This window comes from Pseudoalteromonas tetraodonis, assembly GCF_002310835.1.
GTDB lineage: Bacteria > Pseudomonadota > Gammaproteobacteria > Enterobacterales > Alteromonadaceae > Pseudoalteromonas > Pseudoalteromonas tetraodonis.
This window is the reverse complement of record NZ_CP011041.1, coordinates 748,808-773,527: the sequence shown is the minus strand read 5'-3', so window position 1 is coordinate 773,527 and position 24,720 is coordinate 748,808. Positions and strand designations below refer to the sequence as shown.

20 protein-coding genes, 3 rRNA genes and 1 pseudogene are annotated in these 24,720 nt (G+C 42.2%); 5 read left to right on the top strand and 19 right to left on the bottom strand.

Translation table 11 applies throughout. The features are described 5' to 3' along the window. Positions 1-19 precede the first annotated feature (19 nt). Positions 20-1,450: a cytochrome c oxidase accessory protein CcoG gene (gene ccoG / locus PTET_RS03605; RefSeq protein ID WP_013464262.1), complete on the bottom strand. Its 1,431-nt coding sequence runs from the start codon at positions 1,448-1,450 to the stop codon at positions 20-22. 282 nt (positions 1,451-1,732) lie between these two features. Between ccoG and PTET_RS03600 the strand changes: the two genes are divergently transcribed. Both PTET_RS03600 and PTET_RS03595 read left to right on the top strand, forming a co-directional pair. Further along, positions 1,733-2,092: a hypothetical protein gene (locus PTET_RS03600; protein WP_013464261.1), complete on the top strand. Its 360-nt coding sequence runs from the start codon at positions 1,733-1,735 to the stop codon at positions 2,090-2,092. Continuing rightward, a complete protein-coding gene (locus PTET_RS03595; protein WP_013464260.1) occupies positions 2,092-2,298 on the top strand; it encodes a hypothetical protein in 207 nt (68 codons plus the stop codon). Before PTET_RS03600 ends, PTET_RS03595 begins: the two co-directional genes overlap by 1 nt. A 12-nt stretch (positions 2,299-2,310) precedes the next feature. Here the strand turns inward: PTET_RS03595 and PTET_RS03590 are convergent, their stop codons facing one another. The 13 genes from PTET_RS03590 to gspC form a co-directional block, all read right to left on the bottom strand. Next, positions 2,311-2,898, bottom strand: a complete 588-nt coding sequence (locus PTET_RS03590) for a UPF0149 family protein (protein ID WP_013464259.1) — start codon at positions 2,896-2,898, stop codon at positions 2,311-2,313. A 22-nt stretch (positions 2,899-2,920) separates the two neighbouring features. Beyond that, a complete protein-coding gene (locus PTET_RS03585) occupies positions 2,921-3,679 on the bottom strand; it encodes a type II secretion system protein N (RefSeq protein WP_013464258.1) in 759 nt (252 codons plus the stop codon). 3 nt (positions 3,680-3,682) lie between these two features. Then, complete coding sequence (gspM, locus tag PTET_RS03580) at positions 3,683-4,156, bottom strand: type II secretion system protein GspM (protein ID WP_013464257.1); 474 nt, start codon at positions 4,154-4,156, stop codon at positions 3,683-3,685. Beyond that, positions 4,153-5,361, bottom strand: a complete 1,209-nt coding sequence (gene gspL, locus PTET_RS03575) for a type II secretion system protein GspL (protein ID WP_013464256.1) — start codon at positions 5,359-5,361, stop codon at positions 4,153-4,155. The genes gspM and gspL overlap by 4 nt, the downstream gene beginning before the upstream one ends. Then, positions 5,358-6,344 (bottom strand): type II secretion system minor pseudopilin GspK, encoded by a 987-nt coding sequence (gene gspK, locus PTET_RS03570; RefSeq protein WP_013464255.1) that lies wholly within the window; start codon positions 6,342-6,344, stop codon positions 5,358-5,360. The genes gspL and gspK overlap by 4 nt, the downstream gene beginning before the upstream one ends. Further along, complete coding sequence (gene gspJ / locus PTET_RS03565; RefSeq protein ID WP_013464254.1) at positions 6,344-7,009, bottom strand: type II secretion system minor pseudopilin GspJ; 666 nt, start codon at positions 7,007-7,009, stop codon at positions 6,344-6,346. The genes gspK and gspJ overlap by 1 nt, the downstream gene beginning before the upstream one ends. Continuing rightward, the gene (gene gspI / locus PTET_RS03560; protein ID WP_013464253.1) at positions 7,010-7,384 is read right to left on the bottom strand and encodes a type II secretion system minor pseudopilin GspI; all 375 of its coding nucleotides are present in this window, start codon (positions 7,382-7,384) and stop codon (positions 7,010-7,012) included. Next, a complete protein-coding gene (locus PTET_RS03555) occupies positions 7,384-7,971 on the bottom strand; it encodes a prepilin-type N-terminal cleavage/methylation domain-containing protein (RefSeq protein ID WP_013464252.1) in 588 nt (195 codons plus the stop codon). The genes gspI and PTET_RS03555 overlap by 1 nt, the downstream gene beginning before the upstream one ends. Before the next feature lie 49 nt (positions 7,972-8,020). Beyond that, a complete protein-coding gene (gene gspG, locus PTET_RS03550) occupies positions 8,021-8,443 on the bottom strand; it encodes a type II secretion system major pseudopilin GspG (protein WP_016900325.1) in 423 nt (140 codons plus the stop codon). A gap of 69 nt (positions 8,444-8,512) precedes the next feature. Continuing rightward, positions 8,513-9,748: a type II secretion system inner membrane protein GspF gene (gspF, locus tag PTET_RS03545; protein WP_016900324.1), complete on the bottom strand. Its 1,236-nt coding sequence runs from the start codon at positions 9,746-9,748 to the stop codon at positions 8,513-8,515. Positions 9,749-9,750: 2 nt separating this feature from the next. Then, positions 9,751-11,316, bottom strand: coding sequence for a type II secretion system ATPase GspE (gene gspE / locus PTET_RS03540; protein WP_024601513.1), 1,566 nt, complete (start codon positions 11,314-11,316; stop codon positions 9,751-9,753). After that, the gene (gene gspD / locus PTET_RS03535) at positions 11,309-13,375 is read right to left on the bottom strand and encodes a type II secretion system secretin GspD (RefSeq protein ID WP_096038204.1); all 2,067 of its coding nucleotides are present in this window, start codon (positions 13,373-13,375) and stop codon (positions 11,309-11,311) included. Before gspD ends, gspE begins: the two co-directional genes overlap by 8 nt. 23 nt (positions 13,376-13,398) lie before the next feature. Beyond that, positions 13,399-14,343 (bottom strand): type II secretion system protein GspC, encoded by a 945-nt coding sequence (gspC, locus tag PTET_RS03530; protein WP_013464247.1) that lies wholly within the window; start codon positions 14,341-14,343, stop codon positions 13,399-13,401. 201 nt (positions 14,344-14,544) lie between these two features. On the opposite strand from gspC, the gene hslR reads away from it, so the two are divergent. Both hslR and hslO read left to right on the top strand, forming a co-directional pair. Beyond that, positions 14,545-14,967: a ribosome-associated heat shock protein Hsp15 gene (gene hslR, locus PTET_RS03525; protein WP_013464246.1), complete on the top strand. Its 423-nt coding sequence runs from the start codon at positions 14,545-14,547 to the stop codon at positions 14,965-14,967. A gap of 12 nt (positions 14,968-14,979) precedes the next feature. Continuing rightward, positions 14,980-15,825, top strand: a complete 846-nt coding sequence (hslO, locus tag PTET_RS03520) for an Hsp33 family molecular chaperone HslO (RefSeq protein ID WP_013464245.1) — start codon at positions 14,980-14,982, stop codon at positions 15,823-15,825. On the opposite strand, the gene PTET_RS19265 is transcribed toward hslO, so the two are convergent. After that, complete coding sequence (locus tag PTET_RS19265; RefSeq protein WP_013464244.1) at positions 15,822-15,950, bottom strand: hypothetical protein; 129 nt, start codon at positions 15,948-15,950, stop codon at positions 15,822-15,824. The two genes, hslO and PTET_RS19265, sit on opposite strands and share 4 nt — an antisense overlap. A gap of 138 nt (positions 15,951-16,088) precedes the next feature. Here PTET_RS19265 and PTET_RS03515 point away from each other — a divergent pair. Continuing rightward, a pseudogene (locus PTET_RS03515) lies at positions 16,089-17,627 on the top strand (phosphoenolpyruvate carboxykinase). A gap of 633 nt (positions 17,628-18,260) precedes the next feature. Here PTET_RS03515 and rrf read toward each other — a convergent pair. From rrf to PTET_RS03490, 4 genes are all read right to left on the bottom strand, one after another. Then, positions 18,261-18,375, bottom strand: a 5S ribosomal RNA gene (gene rrf / locus PTET_RS03510). A gap of 133 nt (positions 18,376-18,508) precedes the next feature. After that, positions 18,509-21,396 (bottom strand): 23S ribosomal RNA (locus PTET_RS03505). 293 nt (positions 21,397-21,689) lie between these two features. Next, a 16S ribosomal RNA gene (locus tag PTET_RS03500) occupies positions 21,690-23,223 on the bottom strand. Together the 16S, 23S and 5S rRNA genes form the textbook arrangement of a ribosomal RNA operon. Before the next feature lie 612 nt (positions 23,224-23,835). Beyond that, complete coding sequence (locus PTET_RS03490; protein ID WP_096038203.1) at positions 23,836-24,693, bottom strand: tetratricopeptide repeat protein; 858 nt, start codon at positions 24,691-24,693, stop codon at positions 23,836-23,838. Positions 24,694-24,720 lie beyond the last annotated feature (27 nt).

Below are 24,720 nucleotides of genomic sequence, written 5' to 3'. Positions count from 1 at the left end.
TTGCCTTTAATAAAGCGACTTATCGTGCCTTAAAAAAGTTGCTTGGCTGCGATATTTTATTATCGGGCTCGTTTATTGGCGACAACACAAAGTTAAACTCGGTCATTGGCGCTTTTAAATCATAAGGATCCATTACCAGTGATAGCGGTACATTATGCGATTCACCAGCGTTTACTGTAAAGGTAGTATCACCTAAGTATTTATAATTATCTAACCCTGTTACATCAATAGAGAATGTTTGCTCGTATTGTGCTTTGTTAATTACTTTTAAGGTGTAGGTGTTTTCAACTAAACCATTAAAATCGACACGATACAACTGATTACGGTCGCGAATAATATCAAAGTCCATGGTTTTACGCATGGCGATATTAGCAACCAGCGCACCGGTAAGTAAGATTAAAATAACACTGTAACCAATCAGCTTTGGACGCAGCGGATGGGTTTTATTCTCCGGTGTTTCTAAATTACGCTCGGTGGTGTAAGAGATAAGGCCTCGAGGGTAATTCATTTTATCCATTACGCCGTCACAGGCATCAATACAAGCGCCACAGTTTATGCACTCATATTGCAAACCATTACGAATATCAATCCCGGTTGGGCAAACCTGCACACACAAGTTACAGTCAATACAGTCACCTAAACCTAACTCTTTAGGGTCTTGTTTACGAGAACGTGGCCCTCGGTTTTCACCACGAGTTTCATCATAGCTTACAGTAAAGGTGTCTTTATCAAACATTGCTGACTGAAAACGTGAATACGGGCATATATGTAAACACATAATTTCTCGCATCCACCCAGCGTTACCATAAGTACAAATAGTAAATACAATGATACTAACTAAGGCATAACCGCCTACATTAAAGGTAACAAATTCAGGCAGTAGTTCGCGAATAGGCGTGAAGTAACCAACAAACGTTAACGCAGTATATAAAGAAAATAATACCCAACTAGTGTGCTTAGCTGTTTTACGCCAGAACTTGTCAAAATCCATCGGCCGTTGATCTAACTTTTTACGTTGGTTAGCGCTGCCCTCAAACTTTTCTTCAAACCAAATAAAAATGAAGGTCCATACTGTTTGCGGACATGTATAGCCACACCACACTCGACCATAAAAAGTGGTAACCAGAAATAAGGCAAACGCTGCTAGCATAAATATAAATGCAAGAATGGTGAAATCTTGTGGCCACAGGGTTAAGCCAAAAATATTAAATTTTTGCTCCATTAGCTCAAATAAAACAGCTTGTTGACCGTTAAAGTTGATCCATGGCAATAACATAAACGCCAGCATGCCTAAAAAGCCAATACGTTGTCTTAGTAATTGATGGAGTCCTGAAACAGCACGCACATAAATACGGTTGCGTGGGTTAAATCTATCTTCTTGACGGCTCAGATCGGGTTTTTGGATCTTAACCTCTGTTGGTATGTTTTTTACTTTAATTTGCTTATCCATTGAAGTTCCTCAACGCCGCTAGGAAATAAAAATTCAGCAATCTTTTTGTACTTTTCGCCTAAGTGTAGCAACTTACATGCTAAACATAATACGCTTTAGGTCGCACTTGTATACTTTCAGATATTTCAGAAATATCTAATTACTCCTCTTATTATACGCATATTGGCTAAAATTACTGACTAGATTGCTAATAATTTATTCAACTTGTGACTTGCTTTTAAGGTGTATTTTATTACACTTGCCGGCTACTAACGTGTTGTTTGGATCAAGGTTTGTGTATTTATGAAGAAATTTTTTATACTAGTGGTTGTGATCCTAGCATTTTTTACCATTGATCACCCCTTGGTAAAAGAGCCTCGTGAGCGCTTACTCGGTGATGGTATAGGCTTGTTAAGCAGCACAACTAAAGTCGATCGTTTTCCTGTCGCAACCATGACAAGAAACAAAATTAATAAACAGTTAGCACTTTCAAGATCCGAAGAAGACTATATTGATAAAACCTTTACCAATGATGAGTCAGTAAAGTTGTTTGAACTACGCTATTGTCGTCAAGGCGATCTAAACCTTTACTTTTATTCAGAACGTTTAACAACGGTATGTCGCATTATCAAAGAGTCATTAGCGCAAGCGAGAGTGAAATAATGGATTTTTCTGGATTAAATAAAAAAGCAAGTAACTCATTTCACAAGCACCGCACTATGCTTAAGCAGTTGGCACAAGGTAAAACACTTAAATGTGAGCATTGCCAGGGTGTATTAACGTTAAATTTAGCCACCAGCGAACCTGGTAAGGGAGTAATACAGTGCAAACAAGGTTGCACTGATATTGAATTAGAGATTGGCGCTTAAGGCTTTACCTACTTATTCATCCCACCCTTCATCGGTATACAAACCACTATTAAGCGCGACAATTTCTATAAGTTCAGCAAAACCTAACGCAAAGTCGCCCATTAATTCATACTGCTGCGCACACAAATGTAATTCATCGATATTATTTTGCTGTGCAATCTTTGCAATCGTTGGTTTATCTAATGCAAAAAAGCTAAGAGTCGCCTGTGCACTTTCAAGCGCTTGCTTGTATTGAATATCTAGTTGCTCACTCTGGAGTAACTTATGAGTATACGTTTGGCTTGCAGTTAAAAAACCTGCAGACCACTGCTGACAAAACTCACGGTCAAACTCAGCGGGTAACTTATAACCAAGTTCAAATACTTGTTCACTTACTTGATGATGTAATGCCATAAACAAAAACAACATGTCTTCATCAAGGTCATTGGCGGTATTAGGTAGAATTTGCTCTAACCATTGATGTACTTCTAATGGCTCAGGTGAACAAATAGTGCCAAATAAATAACCTTGGCTTTGAATAAGGCTCATAGCGCCGGGCTGGGTAGTTAAAAACTCGCTGAGCAGTTTGGCGTGCTGCTCAGTAAACTGAGGTATTTGCATTAAAACTCTTTTTTATAAAATATTAAAATTTAAGTGGATACCGACCTTGGTTATCTGGTCTACCTAAAAACTTCACCGCGTCATGAACTTCTTTCGGTAAAGTGAGATCAGGTTTAACATATCCCGCTACTTTAAAATCAAAATTGGCTTTTAGTGTAGCATCAGCCTCTAACCCTAATCTATTATTTGGCTCAATAAGTATGGCTACATCGCCCGACTTACAACTTAACTTACCGCTTAAATCGCCTATATTAAACCAGCCAGTTAGCCCTTGCACATCAATATCAGGGCTGGCTATTTCACCTTGTAATGATTGGCAATAAGGAGCGCCTGAAACGTATTCATCGAGCTCTAAAATAACGCGTCCTTTAGCAGTAACCGGTAACGGTAAATCAATGCGCTGCATAGCGCGCTCAACCGTTGAACGCACTACAGTATCAGTTATTCTAAGTTCATCATTTGTGAGAGAATAACTAATATCTGCATACCCAGAAATGTCATCACGTTCGCGAGGATTACCAAAACGTAAGTTAGTATTTACTTGAGCTTTAAAGATTGACCAGCCTGATATATCCCAACGTACATTGTTCAACTGTTCACCTTGAAAGCGAAGCTGCATTATTTGACCTTGCCATAGCGTACCAAAAGTTTGCCCTACCTCTAACTGCGCAGGTAAGTAAGGTTTAGCAAAATTTAAAGCCACTGCAGCGGGCAATTTAATAACGCTAAAAACAAGAAAGCTAATTACAAAAACGATGGATAAAATTATTATTTTTTTCATTAACTACTTCTCTAATACTAAACGGCTAACGCGTACATAACCGGATTTATCATCTTGGCTTAAATCTAAATTTTCTACGCTTAAACCATGCTGATTAACCAGCTCGTCAATCCATTGGATTAATTGATTAAACTCCACTGAGTCGAGTGTTAAACGAAGTGAATTATCATTTGGCTGCATTTTACTAATATTAATGCTGTAACGACCGCGCGTATTATTCACTATTTGGCTGAGGTTTTGATTGCTCACCGCTTGCGCTTTACCTGCTGCTTTAAGTTTAACGATACTGTCGTCTACCCATGCTAGCAATTCTTGTTGTTTTATTTGTGATTGTTGCGCATTTTCTATTGCCGTATTTAAGGGTCTAAATATACCCATTACCAAAACAAAAATAATAAATACACCACCCGCAACCATTATTAACTGCTGCTCTTGTTCTTTTAATGAACCCCAATATTTCATGAACTGCTGTTTCATTGTGCACCTCGCAGTCTAATTTCGCCGACGATATAATCACCATCATTATTTAACGACCCCTGCTCAACAGTCACACCTTGCTGCTCAAGAATGGCTTTAACCTTACCAAAGGTTTGAAAGTCTTTTGCACGAGCACGAATACGTAATTCATTACGGCGCTTATCAAAACGTAAGGTTTGCGGTGTAAATTCGCTCACTTGTGAAAATACACTCACCAGCTTGCTGGTTAAATCTAAAAAGCCAGCATCGCTCGTACCTTGCACTTTATCCAGTGCTCCCTGTATTTGATTTTTAATTAAGTGAGGGCGCACCCGCGTGCCTGGAAAGGCTTTTTGAAATCGCTCTACTACTTGTGATTTAGCTACCTCAAGCTGCGAATTAAGCTGATGTAATTCAACCGCTTTAATAGCCACACTCGATAGCAAAGCAATAACACTAATTATGGTGGCACTTTTCCAGTAACCCCACCATAAAGCCGTTTTCTTTTTAATCGTGTAAGGCCCTTGACGCAAATTAAATTTAAGCTGATCTAACTGCTTAGCAAATAATGCTAACGGCAGCTCATAATCACTGGTTTGCGGATGCAAGGTAAGCGTTTCAGGAAATTGCTCTGCAGGGCTGTAATGTTTTATATCAGGGTTACCTAAAGCCGTTAGATATTCCTTTAACCAGCTGCTTTCAACCGCACCGATATGCCAGTCACCTTTTTTAAATAGCCATTGCTTGTTGAGCTCAATTGCCGCTACACAAGGCTCTTCTGCACTGGGCAATAACAAGCCATCCGGCACTATTTTATGAGCAGTGAGCTGGTGTTGCTCAAACACCTCTAACCAGTGCTCAAACCAATCGCGATTCATTAGCGCAACCCTAATTGCATGCTGCGCTTCAACCATTGTCGGCTCCCCTAGCGCTATATAGATATCGTCTATATCACAGGCAATATCCTCTTCGAGCATATAAGGCAGTGCTTGCTCTAGCTTACGGTTCCATTTAGTTGGCAGTATCACCGTTTTTAATTGCACTTGGTCACATGGTAAAAGTACCACGAGCTCTCGGGTTGATGCTTTTTCAGTTAGTTCACTTAACTGGCTGGCATTTTGTAACTCGCCACTGGCTATTATTTCTTGTTCTTGTGGTGAGTATATTAACCAGTTAAGCAAGTCTTGTTCGGTTTGACCCGTGCGGATCAACAGTATCTCTGTCACTGTACGCCTCCAAATTTTCGCGCCAGTATCGTTACCTCGCCATTGCTGGCATACAGTAATGTGGTCATCGAAAAACGCAAATCAACAAATTTTGCCTGCGTTTGTAATTTAAAATATTCACTTTTTAAACTAAAAAGCTTTTCTACTGCTTTGATATTTTTGCCGCCTTGTTGTTTAACAGACTCAAAAAACTCTTCAATATTATCAAAGCCATTTTCAGGTCGCGCTGCAATTACCGCTTGAGCACCCGAAACACTCAGTTCGTCTATTAGGCCACTGAGCAATAAAGCTTGCTCTTCAGTGACTGTATTAACATTAATTGAAAGTAACGTACTACCTGGGATCACACAGACAAAAGGCAGCACTTTTTCCATAACCAAAGGATTAAACCCTTTAATTAAACGCAGTTCAGACACCGATGCAAATAAGCTATTAGCCGTCATATATGGAAACTGACGAGATAAATACTCCCCCTCTTCGGCACCAGAGCGATAGGTTATACTGTTCTCATCAAGCCAATCAAACACACTGTCGGCCATCCCTTCTTCTGATTCATCACTGGGTAAATCATCTATATTTTCTAAAATAGCAAACAACGCTTTATGTGCTGGGTTAGTTTTATTACCGCTATTTGGGTCTGGCTCAACCCCAAGCGCGTTTAAATTTAAACACGCTTGTAAATCAGTCAACTGGCCGCTTAAAGTGCCGTTCTCAACAGGGTACTTTACATCGCCTTGCTTTGCCCAGGGCTGCGCTAATGTGGTTTTTTCAGGATCGTCTTTTTTACTTTGAATTAAACCTTTAATTGCTAGCTCTTCAGCACCATAGGCATACCATTTCGCTTGTTGCTGACTTTGTAAATTGGTACTTCTTTGTACTTGCACCATTAAATTAGCACTCATTTCAACGGCTAAAATAGCTGCAAGCGCTACAATAAATAACACAATAACCAAAGCCGCGCCGCGCGAAGATTGTTGGTTCATCAAGGCGTACCCCGGCCATTAGGTTGCGACGGGTTAGTCCCCTCAGTTACTGGTTTAGGTAGCTCTTTACCGAGTCCTGGCACTAAAAACACACGCCTGATAGGCTCCGCATCCATTTGCTTTATAGTTACCGCAACGGCTTTAGGTAATGCCTTAATTTGCCAGTCTTCTTGCCACTTACCGCTACCATCTAAAAACTCAAATTTAAGCTCTTCGACTGCGGCTAAAATAACTTGGCTACGAGGCTCCATATTATCGAGTTGATCGACATAAATGCGATATACGCGTTCTAACTTGTCATCAATGACGCGATAACCAACAGCTTGTAACTCTGAGCGAGGGAGTAAGTTAATGGGATTCATCCAACCATCACGTACAAAGGCAATACCATCAAGCTGGCTTTCTAAAATGTAGCGTCCAGCAAGTAAGTATCCCTCTTGAAAATCTCCAGCTTCATTACGCACTTGGCGTTTAGTCATTTGGCTAAAGTCTTGATCCATTAGCCTGAAGGCTGTTTGTAACCCATTTAGTTCAGCAATTTTTTCATCTGATGCTTGTTTAGCTCGCGTTGTGGTATCAAGTATTTGGTGGGTGGCCATAATCACAAACGCCAACACACCTAGTGCCACCATCACTTCTAATAATGTAAAACCGCGCTGCTTCACTTAAAGCTTACCTTTATTTAAGTAAGTGCTTAACTCATAAATTGAATTTTCGTACTTATCATCCGTAAACACATTAATAGTGACTTTTACAAAGCTCTTGTCGGCAGTGGGCACAACATCTTGGCGCCAAAACCATTCAATACCCGCCATCATCTCACTGCCGCGGGTACCATTTTTACCTTGCCATTTTTCGCCTTTCGTTCGTTGTTCTACCAATACATTCTCAGCGACCCATGAGCCATACGTTTGTTCTTCAATACTTGATAAGTGATGAATATGCTCACCGGTTGCTTGCATTGCCGCAATACCCGCCATGGCACAAATACTCAGTGCAACTAAGACTTCTAATAATGTAAACCCGTGGTATTTTTTCATTATTGGGGCTCTCGACGAAAATCGACTGGGGCTGCAAATTTACCTTCAATAAAGTACACCGGCTCTGGCTGATCTTTTAATTCAAGCATGAGCTGAAACGCACTTACATCGGCAGAGGATAAAATAAGCACTTGCGGTACTTTTAACTTTTTAAGCTCTAATAAACTGTCTTCATTGTTACCACTCATTAGCTCACGCCAATTTGACTGCTCTAGTAAGTTATCTTGTGCCCAAGGTAGGTCTTCAAGATTAAGTGTTAATTTAAATTGGGGTTCGATCTCAATTGGCTTAAATAAAGCTTCACGATCAAAGCTAATCCATTTTTCGCCATCAAACACTAAAAATTCAAGCGTATTTTGCTCAACTAAAAGGCCTAATTCTATTTGATTAAGCACCGCAAATTCCGATGCGGCATTAATGGTGGTATGCAGCCTATTTGCTTGCTTGTCTAACGCTTCTTCAGCGCCGCCATCTAAGCTGTATACCACCATTTTGGTGGCAAAGGCGATGATCACCAATACCACTAAAATTTCTATTAAACTAAAACCATAATGCTTTGCACTCAGGTGCTTAGGGCTTACCTGCATGGCAAGCCCCAATGTATTATGTTTAAGTGCATGGTAAAGTTATTGGTCATTACTGCTTATCTTCATCCCAATTACCAATGTCATCTTCGGTGGCTGGTTCGCCATCTGGACCCATCGAAAAGATATCAAATTTACCTATTTCTCCAGGGCTGATTAATTGATAATTATTACCCCATGGATCTTCCGGTAACTTGCTAATAAAGCCACCATCAGGAAAACGCTTTGGAATGGGCTCAATACTGGTTTTAGTAACTAATGCCTCTAAACCTTGCTCTGTACTTGGGTAGCTTTTATTTTTAAGCTTGTACAAACTCATAGCATCTTCTAACTGCTGAATATCTAAATGCGCTTTATCAATAGCCGCTTCTTCTTGCTGGCCCATAATATTAGGTGCCACAATCGACATGATCATCCCGATGATAACCAGTACCACCATGACTTCTAATAAAGAAAAACCTGATTGTTTATTCACGTTATTACCTCGTTATTCTAAAAACACTAAGCAAAAATGATTTGTTTAAATCATTAATATAAAAAATACTTAAAGACCTACGGCCTTGTTCATTGCCATAATTGGCTGCAAAATTGCCATTACTATGAAAAGCACAATCACTGCCATAGAGGCAATCATTGCCGGTTCCAATAATTTTAATGACACATTAACCATACTTTCAAACTCGCGATCTTGATTGTTAGCAGCACGCTCTAACATTTGCTCAAGTTCACCGGACTTTTCACCACTGGCTATCATATGTAGCATCATTGGTGGAAACAACTTAGTTTGCTGTAGTGAAGCACGAAGACTCGCCCCTTCACTGACTCTTTCTGCGGCATCTGCCACTGCTTGCTTTATTTTTTCGTTAACCAACACCCCACCTGAAATACGCATTCCTTCAAGTAGCGGCACTGAGCTTGACGATAAAATACTTAATGTACGGGCAAAGCGCGCCGTGTTAATACCTCTAGCAACCTTACCTATGCCTGGCATATGTAATACTTTTGCATCCCACCAAAACCGTACTTTAGGTTTTTTAAGTGCGTATTTAATTCCAATAGCAATCGCCGTGATCGCTAATAAACTAACAAACCAATAATTTTGTACAAAATGACTACCCGCCATGACCCATTCGGTTGTCCAAGGTAATACTTGTTTGGTTTTTTCAAACGTTTTTAGTATTTTAGGCACCACAGTACCTAATAATACTGAAACAATACCAATAGCGAACACGACCAAAATAATGGGATACACCATCGCTTGCGTAATTTGGCTACGCATGTGTTGGCGTTGCTCGGTGTAATCAGCCAATCTGTTAAGTACTTGATCTAAGTGACCTGACTTTTCACCTGCGGCCACCATTGCACGGTATAAATCGTCAAATACATGCGGAAATTCACTCATCCCATCAGCAAGCGTATACCCTTCCACCACTTTAGAGCGCACAGACATTAACATACGTTTTAGCCGTGGTTTTTCACACTGCTCAGCAACCGCCATCACGGCACCCTCAACGGGTAAGGCTGACTGAATTAGGGTCGCAAGTTGACGTGTAATCAAAGCAAGATCTGACGTTGATATTGTCGGCTTAAATAAAGAGCCTAATAATGGCGCTTTTTGACCTCGAACTTGTTTATCATCTTGAGCAGCTGGCACCACCTCGAGGGGGGTTAGCTTTTGATCGCGTAAAAGTTGGCGAACTTGCTTTGCTGTATCCGCTTCTAAAATTCCTTTTTTTTCTTTTCCCCGGCCATCTAATGCACGGTATTCAAACGCCGCCATTGTTAGCCTTCCTCACGGGTTACGCGTAATACTTCTTCAAGCGTTGTTTTACCCGCAAGTACGCGGCTGCAGCCATCTTGACGAATACTTGGGCTGCGTTTACGAATATATTTCTCTACGCTTTGCTCACCTTTACCGCTGTGGATCATTTCACGAATAGTTTCATCAACGACTAATAATTCGTGAATACCTGTACGACCACGATAACCGTTAAAGTTACACTCTTCACACCCTACCGCGCGGTAAATCGTCGGAGCATTATCAAACGGTACGCCGAGTAATTCACATTCACGCTCATCTGCAATATGCCCTTCTTTACAGCTATTGCATAAGGTACGTACTAAGCGCTGTGACAATACGCCGAGTAATGATGACGATAATAAGAATGGCTCAACACCCATATCTTCCATACGGGTAATTGCACCTGAGGCGGTATTGGTATGCAATGTAGACATAACTAAGTGACCAGTCAGCGATGCTTGTACACCAATTTGAGCGGTTTCTAAGTCACGTATTTCACCAACCATAACCACATCAGGATCTTGACGTAAAATAGCGCGTAGGCCACGGGCAAAAGTCATATCAACCTTGGTATTAACCTGTGTTTGGCCAATACCTGGGATTTCATACTCAATGGGATCTTCAACCGTTAAAATATTGCGATCCCGCGAGTTAATTTGGCTCATACCGGCATATAAAGTAGTACTTTTACCAGAGCCTGTAGGGCCTGTAACTAAGATTATACCGTGAGGCTTACTAATTAAATCAGCAAATAGCTCTCGGTTTTTCGCGGTCATGCCTAAATCTTCAAGGTTTAAACGCGCATTGTTTTTATCAAGCAAACGCAATACGACTCGCTCACCAAAGCTCGATGGCATAGTCGATACACGCACATCTACTGCACGCCCTGCAATACGTAAACTAATACGGCCATCTTGCGGTATACGTTTTTCTGCAATATCGAGTTTGGCCATTACTTTAATACGCGATACCAGCAAAGAGGCTAATTTACGATTAGGTTTTAAAACTTCTTTGAGTACGCCATCCACTCGAAAACGAATAACCAGTTCTTGTTCAAACGTTTCAATGTGGATATCAGATGCGCCTTCCTTAATGGCCTCACTCAACATGGCATTAATGAGTTTGATAATAGGCGCGTCGTCATCACCAGCAAGTAAATCTTCAGTTTGAGGAAGCTCATCAGCCAGCGAGAATAAATCAACCTCGTTACCAATGTCTTCCATCATTTGCTGAGTTTCTGAGCTGTCACGTTGATACGATGCTTCTAGTAATAACTCAAATTTATCATCTTCTAGTTGCTCAAGTGTGAAGCCATGTCCTGCAATGCGGCGCACTTCTAGCAATACATCAATATCCAACTCGCCACGGTAGTAAACAACTCGGTTATCCTTATGTTTACTAAGTAACGCACCCACCCGCCTTGCATATGAAAACGGCAAACGCTTTGCAGGCAGCTCAATTAAATCCTCTTGTTCAAGCATTTCATCGTTGTTATGTGCAGCTGGATGAACAACGTCTTGATTAATATCTTCTATCGCATTAGTCATCATTACGCTCTTGTGCATTTTGTTTGCGTAAATGCTCTTCGTACGTAGGTGGTAACACTAATTCGTCATTCCACTCAGGTAAAATAGGCGTATCAGACATTGGCATTAAGTTAATGCCATCTTCACGCTTTTTAAATTGCTCACCGCGAATAAAGTTATATTTACTAAAGCTGAGCTTATTCATACTAATGCCATCGCGAATAATGGTCGGTCTAATAAACACGATTAGATTACGTTTTCGCTTTGTTGTATTAGTTGACTTAAACAAGTGGCCTAAAATAGGAATGTCGCCTAATAGTGGCACTTTTGAAACGCTCTCTTGTACATCTTCATCAATCAAGCCACCCAATACCACCATACCGCCATCATCGGCCATTACAGTAGTTTTAATTGCGCGCTTGTTCACCGAAATATCGACTGCTGTTGCGCCACTAACACTTGAAACTTCTTGCTCTATGGTCAACTGCACCGCTGAACCATCATTAATTTGAGGGGTTACTTTAAGTTTAATACCCACCTCTTGACGCTCAACCGTTTGAAATGGATTTTCGTTGTTACTACCTGTTTGCGAACCAGTAATGATTGGCACTTCTTGACCAACTAAAATAGATGCTTCTTCGTTATCCATTGTAGTAATAGATGGAGTCGCTAGAATATTCGAATTAGTGTCGGTTGAAACAGCTTGAACAATTGCGCCCCAGTCATTTTTAATTACCCCCATGGCTAAGCCATTAATACCACCGAGTAATGATGCTAGTGGGCCGTAGTCACCTTCAGTTGTTTCATCATATTTGGTGACAGTACCTGATTCAGTACCAATGATATTTTTAGTTACCGTTTTATCACGGGCTTGTTCTGCCGCTACGGCTAACGAACCAACAGGTACTGTTGTACCATTATTAAATTGTAGCATCCCACCTTGCTCTGAAATCCATTGCAGGCCAAAGTTAACGCCATCACCTTCCATGACTTCAATAATAATGGCTTCTACTAATACTTGTGCGCGGCGAATATCTAAACGCTCAATAACCGATTCAAGTGAACGCATCGTATCTGGCTGAGCGGTAATGACGAGTGAGTTAGAATCAGGATGTGCTTCAATACTCGTGTCGTTTCTATTACTACTACGCGCATTGTTGGTTGCTCCGCCTTTTGAATCCTCTGCCAGCGATTTACTCACACCTTGAAGTACTTTGACTAAATCTTCTGCCTTTGCGTAGTTTAGGTAAAATACTTTGGTATTACCTTGGCTTTCAAGTTCGCCGTCGAGACGTTTAATAAGATCAATGGCGCGGGTACGAGCTTGACCTTCACCACTCACAATCACGCTATTAGTTCGGCCATCAGCCACAACTTTAGGAATTAAAAACTCAGGAACGCTGCCCTTGCCACTGTCTTTATAAATATTATCAACTACCGATACCACATCATCAGCTGTTGCATATTTAAGTTTTACAATATCAACGCGCTTATCACCCGCTTGGTCAACAGAGCGAATAATTTCTACCAAACGATTAACAGAGGCTGCGTGTCCTGTTAGCATCATCACGTTAGCGGCATTAAAGTTAGCAACATGACCGCCATCTTTTTGGTCACTAAACTGGCGAACCAAAGGGCCTAACTCTTGTACGCTGACATTTTTAACTCGTACAACCCGAGTGATCATCATATCGCCAGCTGCATCGCTGTCCGTTGTAATTAACGGTACATTGGATTTTTTAGCATCTGAACTTTTTTCTATTTTTATAATGTTGTTATCCATTTCAACAGCTGAATAGCCGTAAACTTCTAATACATTTAAAAAGAATTGATAATAAAGTGCCTCATCCATTAACTCATAACTGCGCACATTAACTTTGCCACGCACGTTAGGATCAATAATGATGGTTTTATTAAGGTTTTTGCCCACAATATTAATAAACTCATTAATATCTGTGCCCTTAAAGTTAGCAGCATATTCAACAGCAGCAACCGACATAGAAAGACTTGCCGCTAAAAAAAGTGCCGCATACTTAGCTAACCCTTTTTTAATTTTTTTGAGGTGTAGCACCTGAACCATTATGTTAAAACTCCAAAGCTAAGTTATTGCAGACTAAAAAGCACATCGATTTGCTCACCATCACGCTCTATGGTGATAGTTGCATCGGTACTATTTCGCAGCTCATTCATTGCTGCCATAGCCTGTTTTAAATCAGTTAATTGATAGCCGTTAATTGCCACGGCCAAATCGTTATTTTGTAATCCCATTTGTTTAAATAATTCAGGCTCTTTACCTGGACTCAAACGGTAACCTATAAGTTCCCCATCATTCATAGCTTGGGCAACACGTATGTAATCAAATAATTTACCAGGCTCTTCTAAAAGCTCTTCGCGGGTTTCTATTAATGCTTCTTTTACTTCAAGGTTGGCGGTTGCATCTATCTGCTCTTCACTTTGCGATGAAGGTGCTAACGGCCCCATCTCAGGCTCATCTCGCGCGGCTAGTACCGGCATAGACACCGTTTTGGTAAAGTCGAGCCCATCAAGCATTAAGGTTTCAAAGCGGCCGCTTACATCTAAAATGACACGGTCTGGGAGTATTTGCGATACCTTTGCACGTGTACCTTGAATAACATCTTCAACTAAGTAACTCGCCTGGCGACCTTGCGATTCAATAATGGCCATCCCCGCTTTATCATCATTACTCACAGCAACAATACCGGTTAAATTTATACTTAAGCGCGTTTCAGGGGCATTATTAATAACTTTGGCTTGGGGGGCAGTATTGGTGTTTTTTGTTACATTTACTTTACCAAATAAAAATTGCCCAATAATCGAATCGACAGACTGGTTATTGCCGCCCGTGACTTGACTAGAGTAGCTACTGGGAGCAAGAGGAGTTGTTACTGGGTGCGGCCATAAAAGCCAAACGAGCTTTGATGACAAAAATGCAATATAAACAATAACTAAAACCATAACTAACACGCTTAATTTAGCGTGTGGCAAACGGTTTAATAGCAGTTTAAATTGTTGAACGTGCTGTTCCATAAGTAGTGTTCTTATTTTAATTTATAGCGAAATCACCCAGCCATAGTACCTTTTCATTTTTCATTCAACAAGCACGCTAATATTAAACTTTGTAAACAGATTAATTTATCTTCCTCATTAGTTACAGAATCAAGCTATAACTTCATGGCATACCTATTTCATGGTAATTTAGCTAATAACCGAATTTACTAGAGATGTTCCATGACAAAGAAAGCTAAACTCAACGACAACTCAGAAAACTCGAGCGAACTTAAAGTCAGGTTAGATAAATGGTTATGGGCTGCTCGATTTTATAAGACGCGAGCAATAGCACGCGAAATGGTACAAGGCGGCAAAGTACATTATAATGGTCAACGTAGTAAGGCCAGCAAAATTGTAGAAATTGGCGCAGTTATAAAGCTAGCCCAAGGCGTTGATGAAAAAACTGTCACAGTATTAAATATACTTGAAAAGCGCCAAAGCGCCCCCATTGCACAGACCTTGTATCAAGAATCTGATGCAAGTATCGCTAAGCGTGAAGAAAATACTATCGCACGCAAAAATAACAGCTTCTTTGCACCTCATCCGGTTAAAAAGCCTGATAAAAAGCAAAGACGCGAACTTTTAAAAATGAAATCAAGTTAGGTATAGCCGCTCATGCAACAAGATTTACTTCATCGCTATTTATTCGACAATCTCGATGTTCGTGGCGAACTCGTACAAATAGACAACGCTTACAATGAAATGATTGCTAAACACAATTACCCAGAGCCCGTTAAAGCATTACTAGGTGAGCTGCTTGTTGCAACCTGTTTATTAACAGCAACATTAAAGTTTGAAGGCGAAATTGCCGTTCAACTACAAGGTGATGGGCCGGTAAAATATGCCGTTATTAACGGTGACGACCAACAAAATATGCGTGGCATAGCACGACTTCAAAGTGAAGTGACAGGGTCAACAGTTAGAGAGCTTATAGGCCAAGGTTACATGGTTATCACTATTACTCCGACGCAAGGGGAGCGTTACCAAGGTATAGTGCCTTTAGAGCATGATACCTTAAGTGAATGTATAGAAAGCTATTTTGAGCAATCTGAACAATTAAAAACGCGCCTTTGGTTTGCAACCGACACCACAGAGGGAAGCGCCAAAGCATGTGGGCTATTTTTACAAGTGCTACCTGTTGATAAACAAAAGTCGATTGAAGATTTTGCTCACTTAGAAGCACTCAGCAATACCATTAAAGATGAAGAGCTACTAGAGCTTGATGCCAATACTATTCTAACGCGCCTTTATCATGAAGATAACCCACGCGTATTTGACCCTCAACCAATTCAATTTAAATGTGGCTGTAACCGCGAAAAAACGATGACGGCTTTAGTTAATGTTGGCCAACAAGCGCTTTTGGACGATGTTGAAAAAAATGGTGAGATTAAAATTAGCTGCCATTACTGTTTAAAAGATTATGTGTTTAACGAGCAAGATATAAAAAGTATATTTAACTAATCTACTTTTATAAAACACAGCACAAAATAGCCATAATTTTTTATGGCTTTTTTGTGCCTAAAAAATGACACCGGTATCACAAGCTGAGCATTTTTCATGACACCGGTATCATTGAAATTATTCATGTTTTTTCCTTAATTTATATGTTTTTACGGCGTTTATAAGCTCGAATATCCTTAATCCATCTGTTACTATAATTGCAGCTTAAAGGTTACTAAGACCCAGAGCTATCCCGTTCAATCTCACACAATTTAGGTATAAACATGACTTCAAGCGCTACCCGTTTTGTCGATCTAACTGCAGCTGAACTTGTCGAACACGCTATCAGCCGTGGCGAAGGGACTTTAGCCGCCAATGGTGCTTTTGTAGCTAACACTGGTCGTCGTACCGGTCGTTCTCCAAAAGATCGTTTTATTGTTCAAGAATCAAGTACTGAAAATGAAATCCAATGGGGTAATGTAAATCGCCCATTCGATGCAGATAAGTTTGACGCGTTATGGGCACGTGTAGAAGCACATGTGCAAAGCAATGACCACTTTATCTCTCACCTTGAAGTTGGCGCTGATCCAGAGCACTATCTTCCAGTGGTTGTAACAACAGAAACTGCTTGGCACCATATCTTCGCTAAAAACATGTTCATCCAACCAGAATCATACAACAAAGCAGACTTCCCTCAGTGGCAAGTAATGAATGTACCTTCGTTTGTATGTGATCCAGAACGCGATGGTACCAATAGCGATGGCACAGTTATTATTAACTTTGCACAACGTAAGGTGTTACTTGCTGGCATGCGCTACGCGGGTGAAATGAAAAAATCGATGTTCTCTGTGCAAAACTTCCTACTACCAGCGAAAGGTGTATTACCAATGCACTGTTCTGCTAACGTAGGCGAAGCAGGCGATACTGCGTTATTCTTTGGTTTATCTGGTACAGGTAAAACAACGTTATCAGCCGATCCAACTCGCTTCTTAATCGGTGATGACGAGCACGGCTGGGCACCAGGTAGTGTATTTAATATCGAAGGTGGTTGTTACGCTAAATGTATTGACCTTTCTCAGAAAAACGAACCTGTTATCTGGGACGCTATTCGATTCGGTACAATTTTAGAAAATGTCGTACTTGATGAAAATCGCGTTCCTGATTTTAATGATACCAGCCTAACTCAAAATAGCCGTGCAGCTTATCCACTGGAGCATGTTGAAAAACGCAAAGTTGAAAACCGTGCAGGCGAGCCTAAAGCGGTTGTATTCTTAACATGTGATGTAAGTGGTGTCCTTCCTCCAGTATCTGTACTAACCGAAGAAGCTGCAGCTTTCCACTTCTTAAGTGGTTACACTGCAAAAGTAGGCTCTACAGAAATTGGCTCTACCAGTGATATCGAATCTACATTTTCAACCTGTTTTGGCGCACCTTTCTTCCCACGTCCTGCAGGTGTCTACGCAGAACTTCTAATGAAGCGTGTACGCGAGTTCGGCGCTAAAGTTTACCTAGTTAATACAGGCTGGACAGGGGGTCCGTACGGTATTGGTAAGCGTTTCGATATTCCAACAACACGTGCTGTTGTTGACGCAATCGTATCTGTATAATTAGCTGGTGTTGAAACTCAACACATTGACGTGCTAAATCTAGACGTACCAGTTGCAGTACCAGGCGTTGATAGCAAGCTGCTTAACCCAATTAACACATGGGAAGACAAAGCAAAGTATGCTGAATATGCAGCTAAACTAGCCGCTGATTTCACAGAAAACTTCGCAAAATACGACGTATCTGAAGAAATTAAAAATGCAGGCCCTAAGGTTTAATAATCACCTTTAACCTCATAATTGAAACGCCAGCCTTGAGTTGGCGTTTTTGATCCTACTTGGTTTATTCCACAAATATCATTTCTTTAATATATTCTGCAAAATCATCTAATAGCTAAAATAAAGACCATAGTCACTTTTCAGCCCAACTTAAATGAGTTTTTCTATATGCATACAGCGATCTTATAAGGCCTTAAAAAAACCGTAGCTGATTCGTTTAAACATTATATATTTAGGCTAGCAATATATGCGTACATTAGACTTGATAGCGATGTGAAATACACGCTTCCCCTTCTATATTCAAGATCACACACGACTATGACTTCACCAACAAAGTAGATTAGTATTGTACACAGTCCTAAGTAATCACGTTGGGCTTAATCGCTGAACTCCCTTAGCATTATACTCACCACAGGCCTTTAGTGTGTCATTCCTGCGTACGTAAAAAGCCCGACGATTGCTAATCGGGCTTTCTCAGTTTGGAGCAATGGTAATGTCGTAGACTCAACCCACGCTACAAAGTACAGGTTGACACTGTGCAACTGATAGCTGACGGCTGATAGCTAATATTTTAACTTTCCTACAGACGTAAAAAAGCCCGACTATTTCTAGTCGGGCTTTCTCTTATTTGGAGCCTGGTAATGTCCTACTTTCACATAGCAAATGCTACACTATCATCGGCGCTGTTTCGTTTCACTACTGAGTTCGGCATGGGGTCAGGTGGGTCCAAAACGCTATTGTCACCAAGCAAATTTGGTGTAAGTTCGATTTAATCGAGCTTACTAAAATTTGGAATTCTGATAATAAAGAGTATCGTAAATCTACTTTAGTTATATTAACTTCTGCGCTTAAACTATCACATAAAACGCGTTTGGCGTTGTATGGTTAAGCCTCACGGGTAATTAGTACAAGTTAGCTTAATGGCTCACACCACTTCCACATCTTGCCTATCAACGTTGTAGTCTTCAACGGCCCTTCAGAGACTTTAAAAGTCTAGTGAGAACTCATCTCGAGGCCTGCTTCGCGCTTAGATGCTTTCAGCGCTTATCAGTTCCGAACGTAGCTACCGGGCAATGCCATTGGCATGACAACCCGAACACCAGCGGTTCGTTCACTCCGGTCCTCTCGTACTAGGAGCAACCCCTCTCAATTCTCAAACGCCCACGGCAGATAGGGACCGAACTGTCTCACGACGTTCTAAACCCAGCTCGCGTACCACTTTAAATGGCGAACAGCCATACCCTTGGGACCGACTTCAGCCCCAGGATGTGATGAGCCGACATCGAGGTGCCAAACACCGCCGTCGATATGAACTCTTGGGCGGTATCAGCCTGTTATCCCCGGAGTACCTTTTATCCGTTGAGCGATGGCCCTTCCATTCAGAACCACCGGATCACTATGACCTACTTTCGTACCTGCTCGACGTGTCTGTCTCGCAGTTAAGCTGGCTTCTACCATTACACTAACCGTACGATGTCCGACCGTACTTAGCCAACCTTCGTGCTCCTCCGTTACTCTTTGGGAGGAGACCGCCCCAGTCAAACTACCCACCATGCACTGTCCGTAACCCCGATTCACGGGCCAACGTTAGAACATCAAAACTACAAAGGGTGGTATTTCAAGGACGACTCCACAAAAACTAGCGTCTCTGCTTCTAAGTCTCCCACCTATCCTACACATGTAGGTTCAATGTTCAGTGCCAAGCTGTAGTAAAGGTTCACGGGGTCTTTCCGTCTAGCCGCGGGTACACAGCATCTTCACTGCGATTTCAATTTCACTGAGTCTCGGGTGGAGACAGCGTGGCCATGGTTACACCATTCGTGCAGGTCGGAACTTACCCGACAAGGAATTTCGCTACCTTAGGACCGTTATAGTTACGGCCGCCGTTTACCGGGGCTTCGATCAAGAGCTTCTCCGAAGATAACCCCATCAATTAACCTTCCGGCACCGGGCAGGTGTCACACCGTATACGTCATCTTGCGATTTTGCACAGTGCTGTGTTTTTAATAAACAGTCCCAGCCACCTGGTCACTGCGGCTCCAATCAGCTTAGAGAGCAAGTCTCATCACCAATCGGAGCGTACCTTCTCCCGAAGTTACGGTACGATTTTGCCTAGTTCCTTCACCCGAGTTCTCTCAAGCGCCTTAGTATTCTCTACCTGACCACCTGTGTCGGTTTGGGGTACGATTCGATATAATCTGAAGCTTAGAGGCTTTTCCTGGAAGTATGGCATCAGCAACTTCATCACCTTGGTGACTCGTCTCGTGTCTCAGCCTAACAGCAACCCGGATTTACCTAAGTCGCTAGCCTACACACTTTCACATGGACTACCATCGCCATGCTTGCTTAGCCTGCTCCGTCCCCCCATCGCAATTATACCAAGTACGGAAATATTAATCCGTTTCCCATCGACTACGCCTTTCGGCCTCGCCTTAGGGGTCGACTTACCCTACCCTGATTAACATGGGATAGGAACCCTTGGTCTTCCGGCGTGCGGGTTTTTCACCCGCATTATCGTTACTCATGTCAGCATTCGCACTTCTGATACGTCCAGCATACCTCCCGGTACACCTTCAACCGCTTACAGAACGCTCCCCTACCACTCAAAATAAATTTTGAATCCGCAGCTTCGGTGCATAGTTTAGCCCCGTTACATCTTCCGCGCAGACCGACTCGACCAGTGAGCTATTACGCTTTCTTTAAAGGATGGCTGCTTCTAAGCCAACCTCCTGGCTGTCTGGGCCTTTCCACATCGTTTCCCACTTAACTATGACTTTGGGACCTTAGCTGGCGGTCTGGGTTGTTTCCCTCTTCACGACGGACGTTAGCACCCGCCGTGTGTCTCCCGGATATTACTTTACGGTATTCGGAGTTTGCAAAGGGTTGGTAAGTCGGGATGACCCCCTAGCCTTAACAGTGCTCTACCCCCGTAAGTATTCGTCCGAGGCTCTACCTAAATAGATTTCGGGGAGAACCAGCTATCTCCCGGTTTGATTAGCCTTTCACTCCTAACCACAGGTCATCCCCTAACTTTTCAACGTTAGTGGGTTCGGTCCTCCAGTTGATGTTACTCAACCTTCAACCTGCCCATGGCTAGATCACCGGGTTTCGGGTCTATACCTTGCAACTATTCGCCCAGTTAAGACTCGGTTTCCCTACGGCTACCCTAATCGGTTAACCTCGCTACAAAATATAAGTCGCTGACCCATTATACAAAAGGTACGCAGTCACCCAACAAGTGGGCTCCTACTGCTTGTACGTACACGGTTTCAGGTTCTATTTCACTCCCCTCACAGGGGTTCTTTTCGCCTTTCCCTCACGGTACTGGTTCACTATCGGTCAGTTGGGAGTATTTAGCCTTAGATGATGGTCCACCTATATTCAGTCAAAGTTTCACGTGCTCCGACCTACTCGATTTCACTTAAAATGCGTTTTCATGTACGGGACTATCACCCTGTATCGTGGCACTTTCCAGAGCCTTCCATTAACACATAATAAGCTTAAGGGCTGTTCCGATTTCGCTCGCCGCTACTATCGGAATCTCGGTTGATTTCTTTTCCTACGGGTACTTAGATGTTTCAGTTCTCCGCGTTCGCCTCGTTAACCTATGTATTCAGTTAACGATACCTGCAAGCAGGTGGGTTTCCCCATTCGGAAATCCTAGTCTCAAGTGCTTTTTACTAGCTTGACTAGGCTTATCGCAAGTTAATACGTCCTTCATCGCCTCCAACTGCCAAGGCATCCACCGTGTACGCTTAGTCACTTAACCATACAACCCAAACGGGTCTTTGTTTTGTGACAGTTTAACTTCGCCAGAAGTTAATATTGAATACTAAAGTAGATACCAATCAATAAACGTAAACGTTCATTAAATGGCACTGAATGATACTGCTATCATTCTTTTTTACTTTTGAAAACTCTGTACAAATACACTGTATTCATACGAATTTTATTATCAGCTTTTCCAAATTTTTAAAGAGCATATTAATTAGTTAAGCCAGTGGCTTAGCTAACTAACAATCATCTGTGTGGACACTACGAACAAATAAGTTCTAAATCGTATAAGGAGGTGATCCAGCCCCAGGTTCCCCTAGGGCTACCTTGTTACGACTTCACCCCAGTCATGAATCACTCCGTGGTAAACGTCCTCCCGAGGGTTAGACTATCTACTTCTGGAGCAACCCACTCCCATGGTGTGACGGGCGGTGTGTACAAGGCCCGGGAACGTATTCACCGCGTCATTCTGATACGCGATTACTAGCGATTCCGACTTCATGGAGTCGAGTTGCAGACTCCAATCCGGACTACGACGCACTTTAAGTGATTCGCTTACTCTCGCGAGTTCGCAGCACTCTGTATGCGCCATTGTAGCACGTGTGTAGCCCTACACGTAAGGGCCATGATGACTTGACGTCGTCCCCACCTTCCTCCGGTTTATCACCGGCAGTCTCCTTAGAGTTCTCAGCATTACCTGCTAGCAACTAAGGATAGGGGTTGCGCTCGTTGCGGGACTTAACCCAACATCTCACAACACGAGCTGACGACAGCCATGCAGCACCTGTATCAGAGTTCCCGAAGGCACCAAACCATCTCTGGTAAGTTCTCTGTATGTCAAGTGTAGGTAAGGTTCTTCGCGTTGCATCGAATTAAACCACATGCTCCACCGCTTGTGCGGGCCCCCGTCAATTCATTTGAGTTTTAACCTTGCGGCCGTACTCCCCAGGCGGTCTACTTAATGCGTTAGCTTTGAAAAACAGAACCGAGGTTCCGAGCTTCTAGTAGACATCGTTTACGGCGTGGACTACCAGGGTATCTAATCCTGTTTGCTCCCCACGCTTTCGTACATGAGCGTCAGTGTTGACCCAGGTGGCTGCCTTCGCCATCGGTATTCCTTCAGATCTCTACGCATTTCACCGCTACACCTGAAATTCTACCACCCTCTATCACACTCTAGTTTGCCAGTTCGAAATGCAGTTCCCAGGTTGAGCCCGGGGCTTTCACATCTCGCTTAACAAACCGCCTGCGTACGCTTTACGCCCAGTAATTCCGATTAACGCTCGCACCCTCCGTATTACCGCGGCTGCTGGCACGGAGTTAGCCGGTGCTTCTTCTGTCAGTAACGTCACAGCTAGCAGGTATTAACTACTAACCTTTCCTCCTGACTGAAAGTGCTTTACAACCCGAAGGCCTTCTTCACACACGCGGCATGGCTGCATCAGGCTTGCGCCCATTGTGCAATATTCCCCACTGCTGCCTCCCGTAGGAGTCTGGGCCGTGTCTCAGTCCCAGTGTGGCTGATCATCCTCTCAAACCAGCTAGGGATCGTCGCCTTGGTGAGCCATTACCTCACCAACTAGCTAATCCCACTTGGGCCAATCTAAAGGCGAGAGCCGAAGCCCCCTTTGGTCCGTAGACATTATGCGGTATTAGCAGTCGTTTCCAACTGTTGTCCCCCACCTCAAGGCATGTTCCCAAGCATTACTCACCCGTCCGCCGCTCGTCATCTTCTAGCAAGCTAGAAATGTTACCGCTCGACTTGCATGTGTTAGGCCTGCCGCCAGCGTTCAATCTGAGCCATGATCAAACTCTTCAATTAAAAAGTTTTATGTCTTTCGACAGCTCAATGAATTCTGAATTATTTAATATCTTTCGATATTGAATTGACTGTGCTGAATAATTACCTAAGTAACTATTCTGTTGGTCACTCAGTTTCAATTGAGACTCTAAATTTGTTTGCCTCACTACCTAAGTAGCTTGGCTGTTAGAACTCAATCTGTACGAGTGCCCACACAGATGATTGCTTTATATTGTTAAAGAGCTATACCGGTTATCCGGTTGCGATTAAAGCGTTTAACTTTATCTCGCTAGGGCTGCGCATATTACGCTTTCCTATTTTTTTGTCAACACTTAATTTTTTAAACTTGAAAGTTTTCGAAACTAAGTTTTACTCGACTCACTAAGTAGCTCGTGCCTCGCTATGCGTTGGCGTTCCCCGTCTCAGTGGGGTCGCATTATAGGGCGAATCGATTTTAACGCAAGCGTTTTTAAAGGCTTTTTTGCATTTAATTTTTACCCCAAAGATACCCCACCTAGACACACACGTTACCCACAAAACCCTGTGGATAACCCTGCATTTATCCTCTTTTTAAATGTAGAAAACAAAAAAGCATCTTTAGTTAGATGCTTTTATAAAGGTTCTAATTAGCCGTTAATATAAAATACTATAGAGCTTGCGGCGATATTTAGCGGCTAATGCATCGCCGTCAGGTAAAGAGGCGATTATTGCTAAGAAGTTTGGTTTGGCTTCATCATAGTTAAGATCCTTTTTAAGGATAGTAAAGAGTGCTTCTAATGCCTCTTCTTTCCTTCCCGCTTCATTTAAAAGGTTACTTAGCTGCATTTGCAAATCAAGTTCATTTGGATGTTTAGCGACTTTTTCTTGAAGTTCTTTTATCTGCGGTGAATCGGTTGCCTCTAATGCGGCCTCACATTTTGCCTTAATATTATTAAAGTATGCATCTTGCTCTTTTACATCTATTGTTTCTATTAACGCAGCGGCTTCATCGAGTTTGTGGATTTGTATACATATATCTGCCAGTACTAATTTAATCCTCGCATTACGACTATCAAGTTCATACGCTTGTTTGGCATAAGTAAACGCGGCATTTAAGTCGCTATTAATCAGTGCTTGCTTAGCCTGCTCTAATAATAAGTCTTGTTGAGCTGGTAAATGTTTAGATAATGCATCACGAACTTGGCTTTCTGTTTGAGCACCCGCTAATACATCAACTGGAGATGAGTCTTTTAATAACACTAAAGTAGGTAAGGTTTGCAATCCAACTTGTTGGGCAAGTTGAGAGGCAAGTGCCTGCTCTGCATCGCAGTCTAAGTTTGCGACTACTATATAGTTGCTGTATTCAGCAGCTAACTTATCTAAAATAGCTGCTTGGCTAATACACTCTGGGCTTTGTGGAGAAAAAAAGTTAAGTAGTACTAACTTTTGTTGTGATGTTTCACCCAATACTTGCTGAAGGTTTTGTGCGTTAAGACTAACTATATTGCTCATTGAATTATTGCCATGTTCATCTATTTA

Excerpts from the sequence above, each read along its gene's own strand:
- PTET_RS03555 (WP_013464252.1), bottom strand. The coding sequence starts at position 7,971 with ATGCAGGTAAGCCCTAAGCACCTGAGTGCAAAGCATTATGGTTTTAGT.
- gspE (WP_024601513.1), bottom strand. The coding sequence starts at position 11,316 with ATGACTAATGCGATAGAAGATATTAATCAAGACGTTGTTCATCCAGCT.
- PTET_RS03590 (WP_013464259.1), bottom strand. The coding sequence starts at position 2,898 with ATGCAAATACCTCAGTTTACTGAGCAGCACGCCAAACTGCTCAGCGAG.
- gspC (WP_013464247.1), bottom strand. The coding sequence starts at position 14,343 with ATGGAACAGCACGTTCAACAATTTAAACTGCTATTAAACCGTTTGCCA.
- gspK (WP_013464255.1), bottom strand. The coding sequence starts at position 6,344 with ATGAACCAACAATCTTCGCGCGGCGCGGCTTTGGTTATTGTGTTATTT.
- gspF (WP_016900324.1), bottom strand. The coding sequence starts at position 9,748 with ATGGCGGCGTTTGAATACCGTGCATTAGATGGCCGGGGAAAAGAAAAA.
- PTET_RS19265 (WP_013464244.1), bottom strand. The coding sequence starts at position 15,950 with ATGAATAATTTCAATGATACCGGTGTCATGAAAAATGCTCAGCTTGTG.
- PTET_RS03490 (WP_096038203.1), bottom strand. The coding sequence starts at position 24,693 with ATGAGCAATATAGTTAGTCTTAACGCACAAAACCTTCAGCAAGTATTG.
- gspM (WP_013464257.1), bottom strand. The coding sequence starts at position 4,156 with ATGAAACAGCAGTTCATGAAATATTGGGGTTCATTAAAAGAACAAGAG.
- PTET_RS03600 (WP_013464261.1), top strand. The coding sequence starts at position 1,733 with ATGAAGAAATTTTTTATACTAGTGGTTGTGATCCTAGCATTTTTTACC.
- PTET_RS03585 (WP_013464258.1), bottom strand. The coding sequence starts at position 3,679 with ATGAAAAAAATAATAATTTTATCCATCGTTTTTGTAATTAGCTTTCTT.
- gspD (WP_096038204.1), bottom strand. The coding sequence starts at position 13,375 with ATGGTTCAGGTGCTACACCTCAAAAAAATTAAAAAAGGGTTAGCTAAG.
- PTET_RS03595 (WP_013464260.1), top strand. The coding sequence starts at position 2,092 with ATGGATTTTTCTGGATTAAATAAAAAAGCAAGTAACTCATTTCACAAG.
- ccoG (WP_013464262.1), bottom strand. The coding sequence starts at position 1,450 with ATGGATAAGCAAATTAAAGTAAAAAACATACCAACAGAGGTTAAGATC.
- hslR (WP_013464246.1), top strand. The coding sequence starts at position 14,545 with ATGACAAAGAAAGCTAAACTCAACGACAACTCAGAAAACTCGAGCGAA.
- hslO (WP_013464245.1), top strand. The coding sequence starts at position 14,980 with ATGCAACAAGATTTACTTCATCGCTATTTATTCGACAATCTCGATGTT.
- gspI (WP_013464253.1), bottom strand. The coding sequence starts at position 7,384 with ATGAAAAAATACCACGGGTTTACATTATTAGAAGTCTTAGTTGCACTG.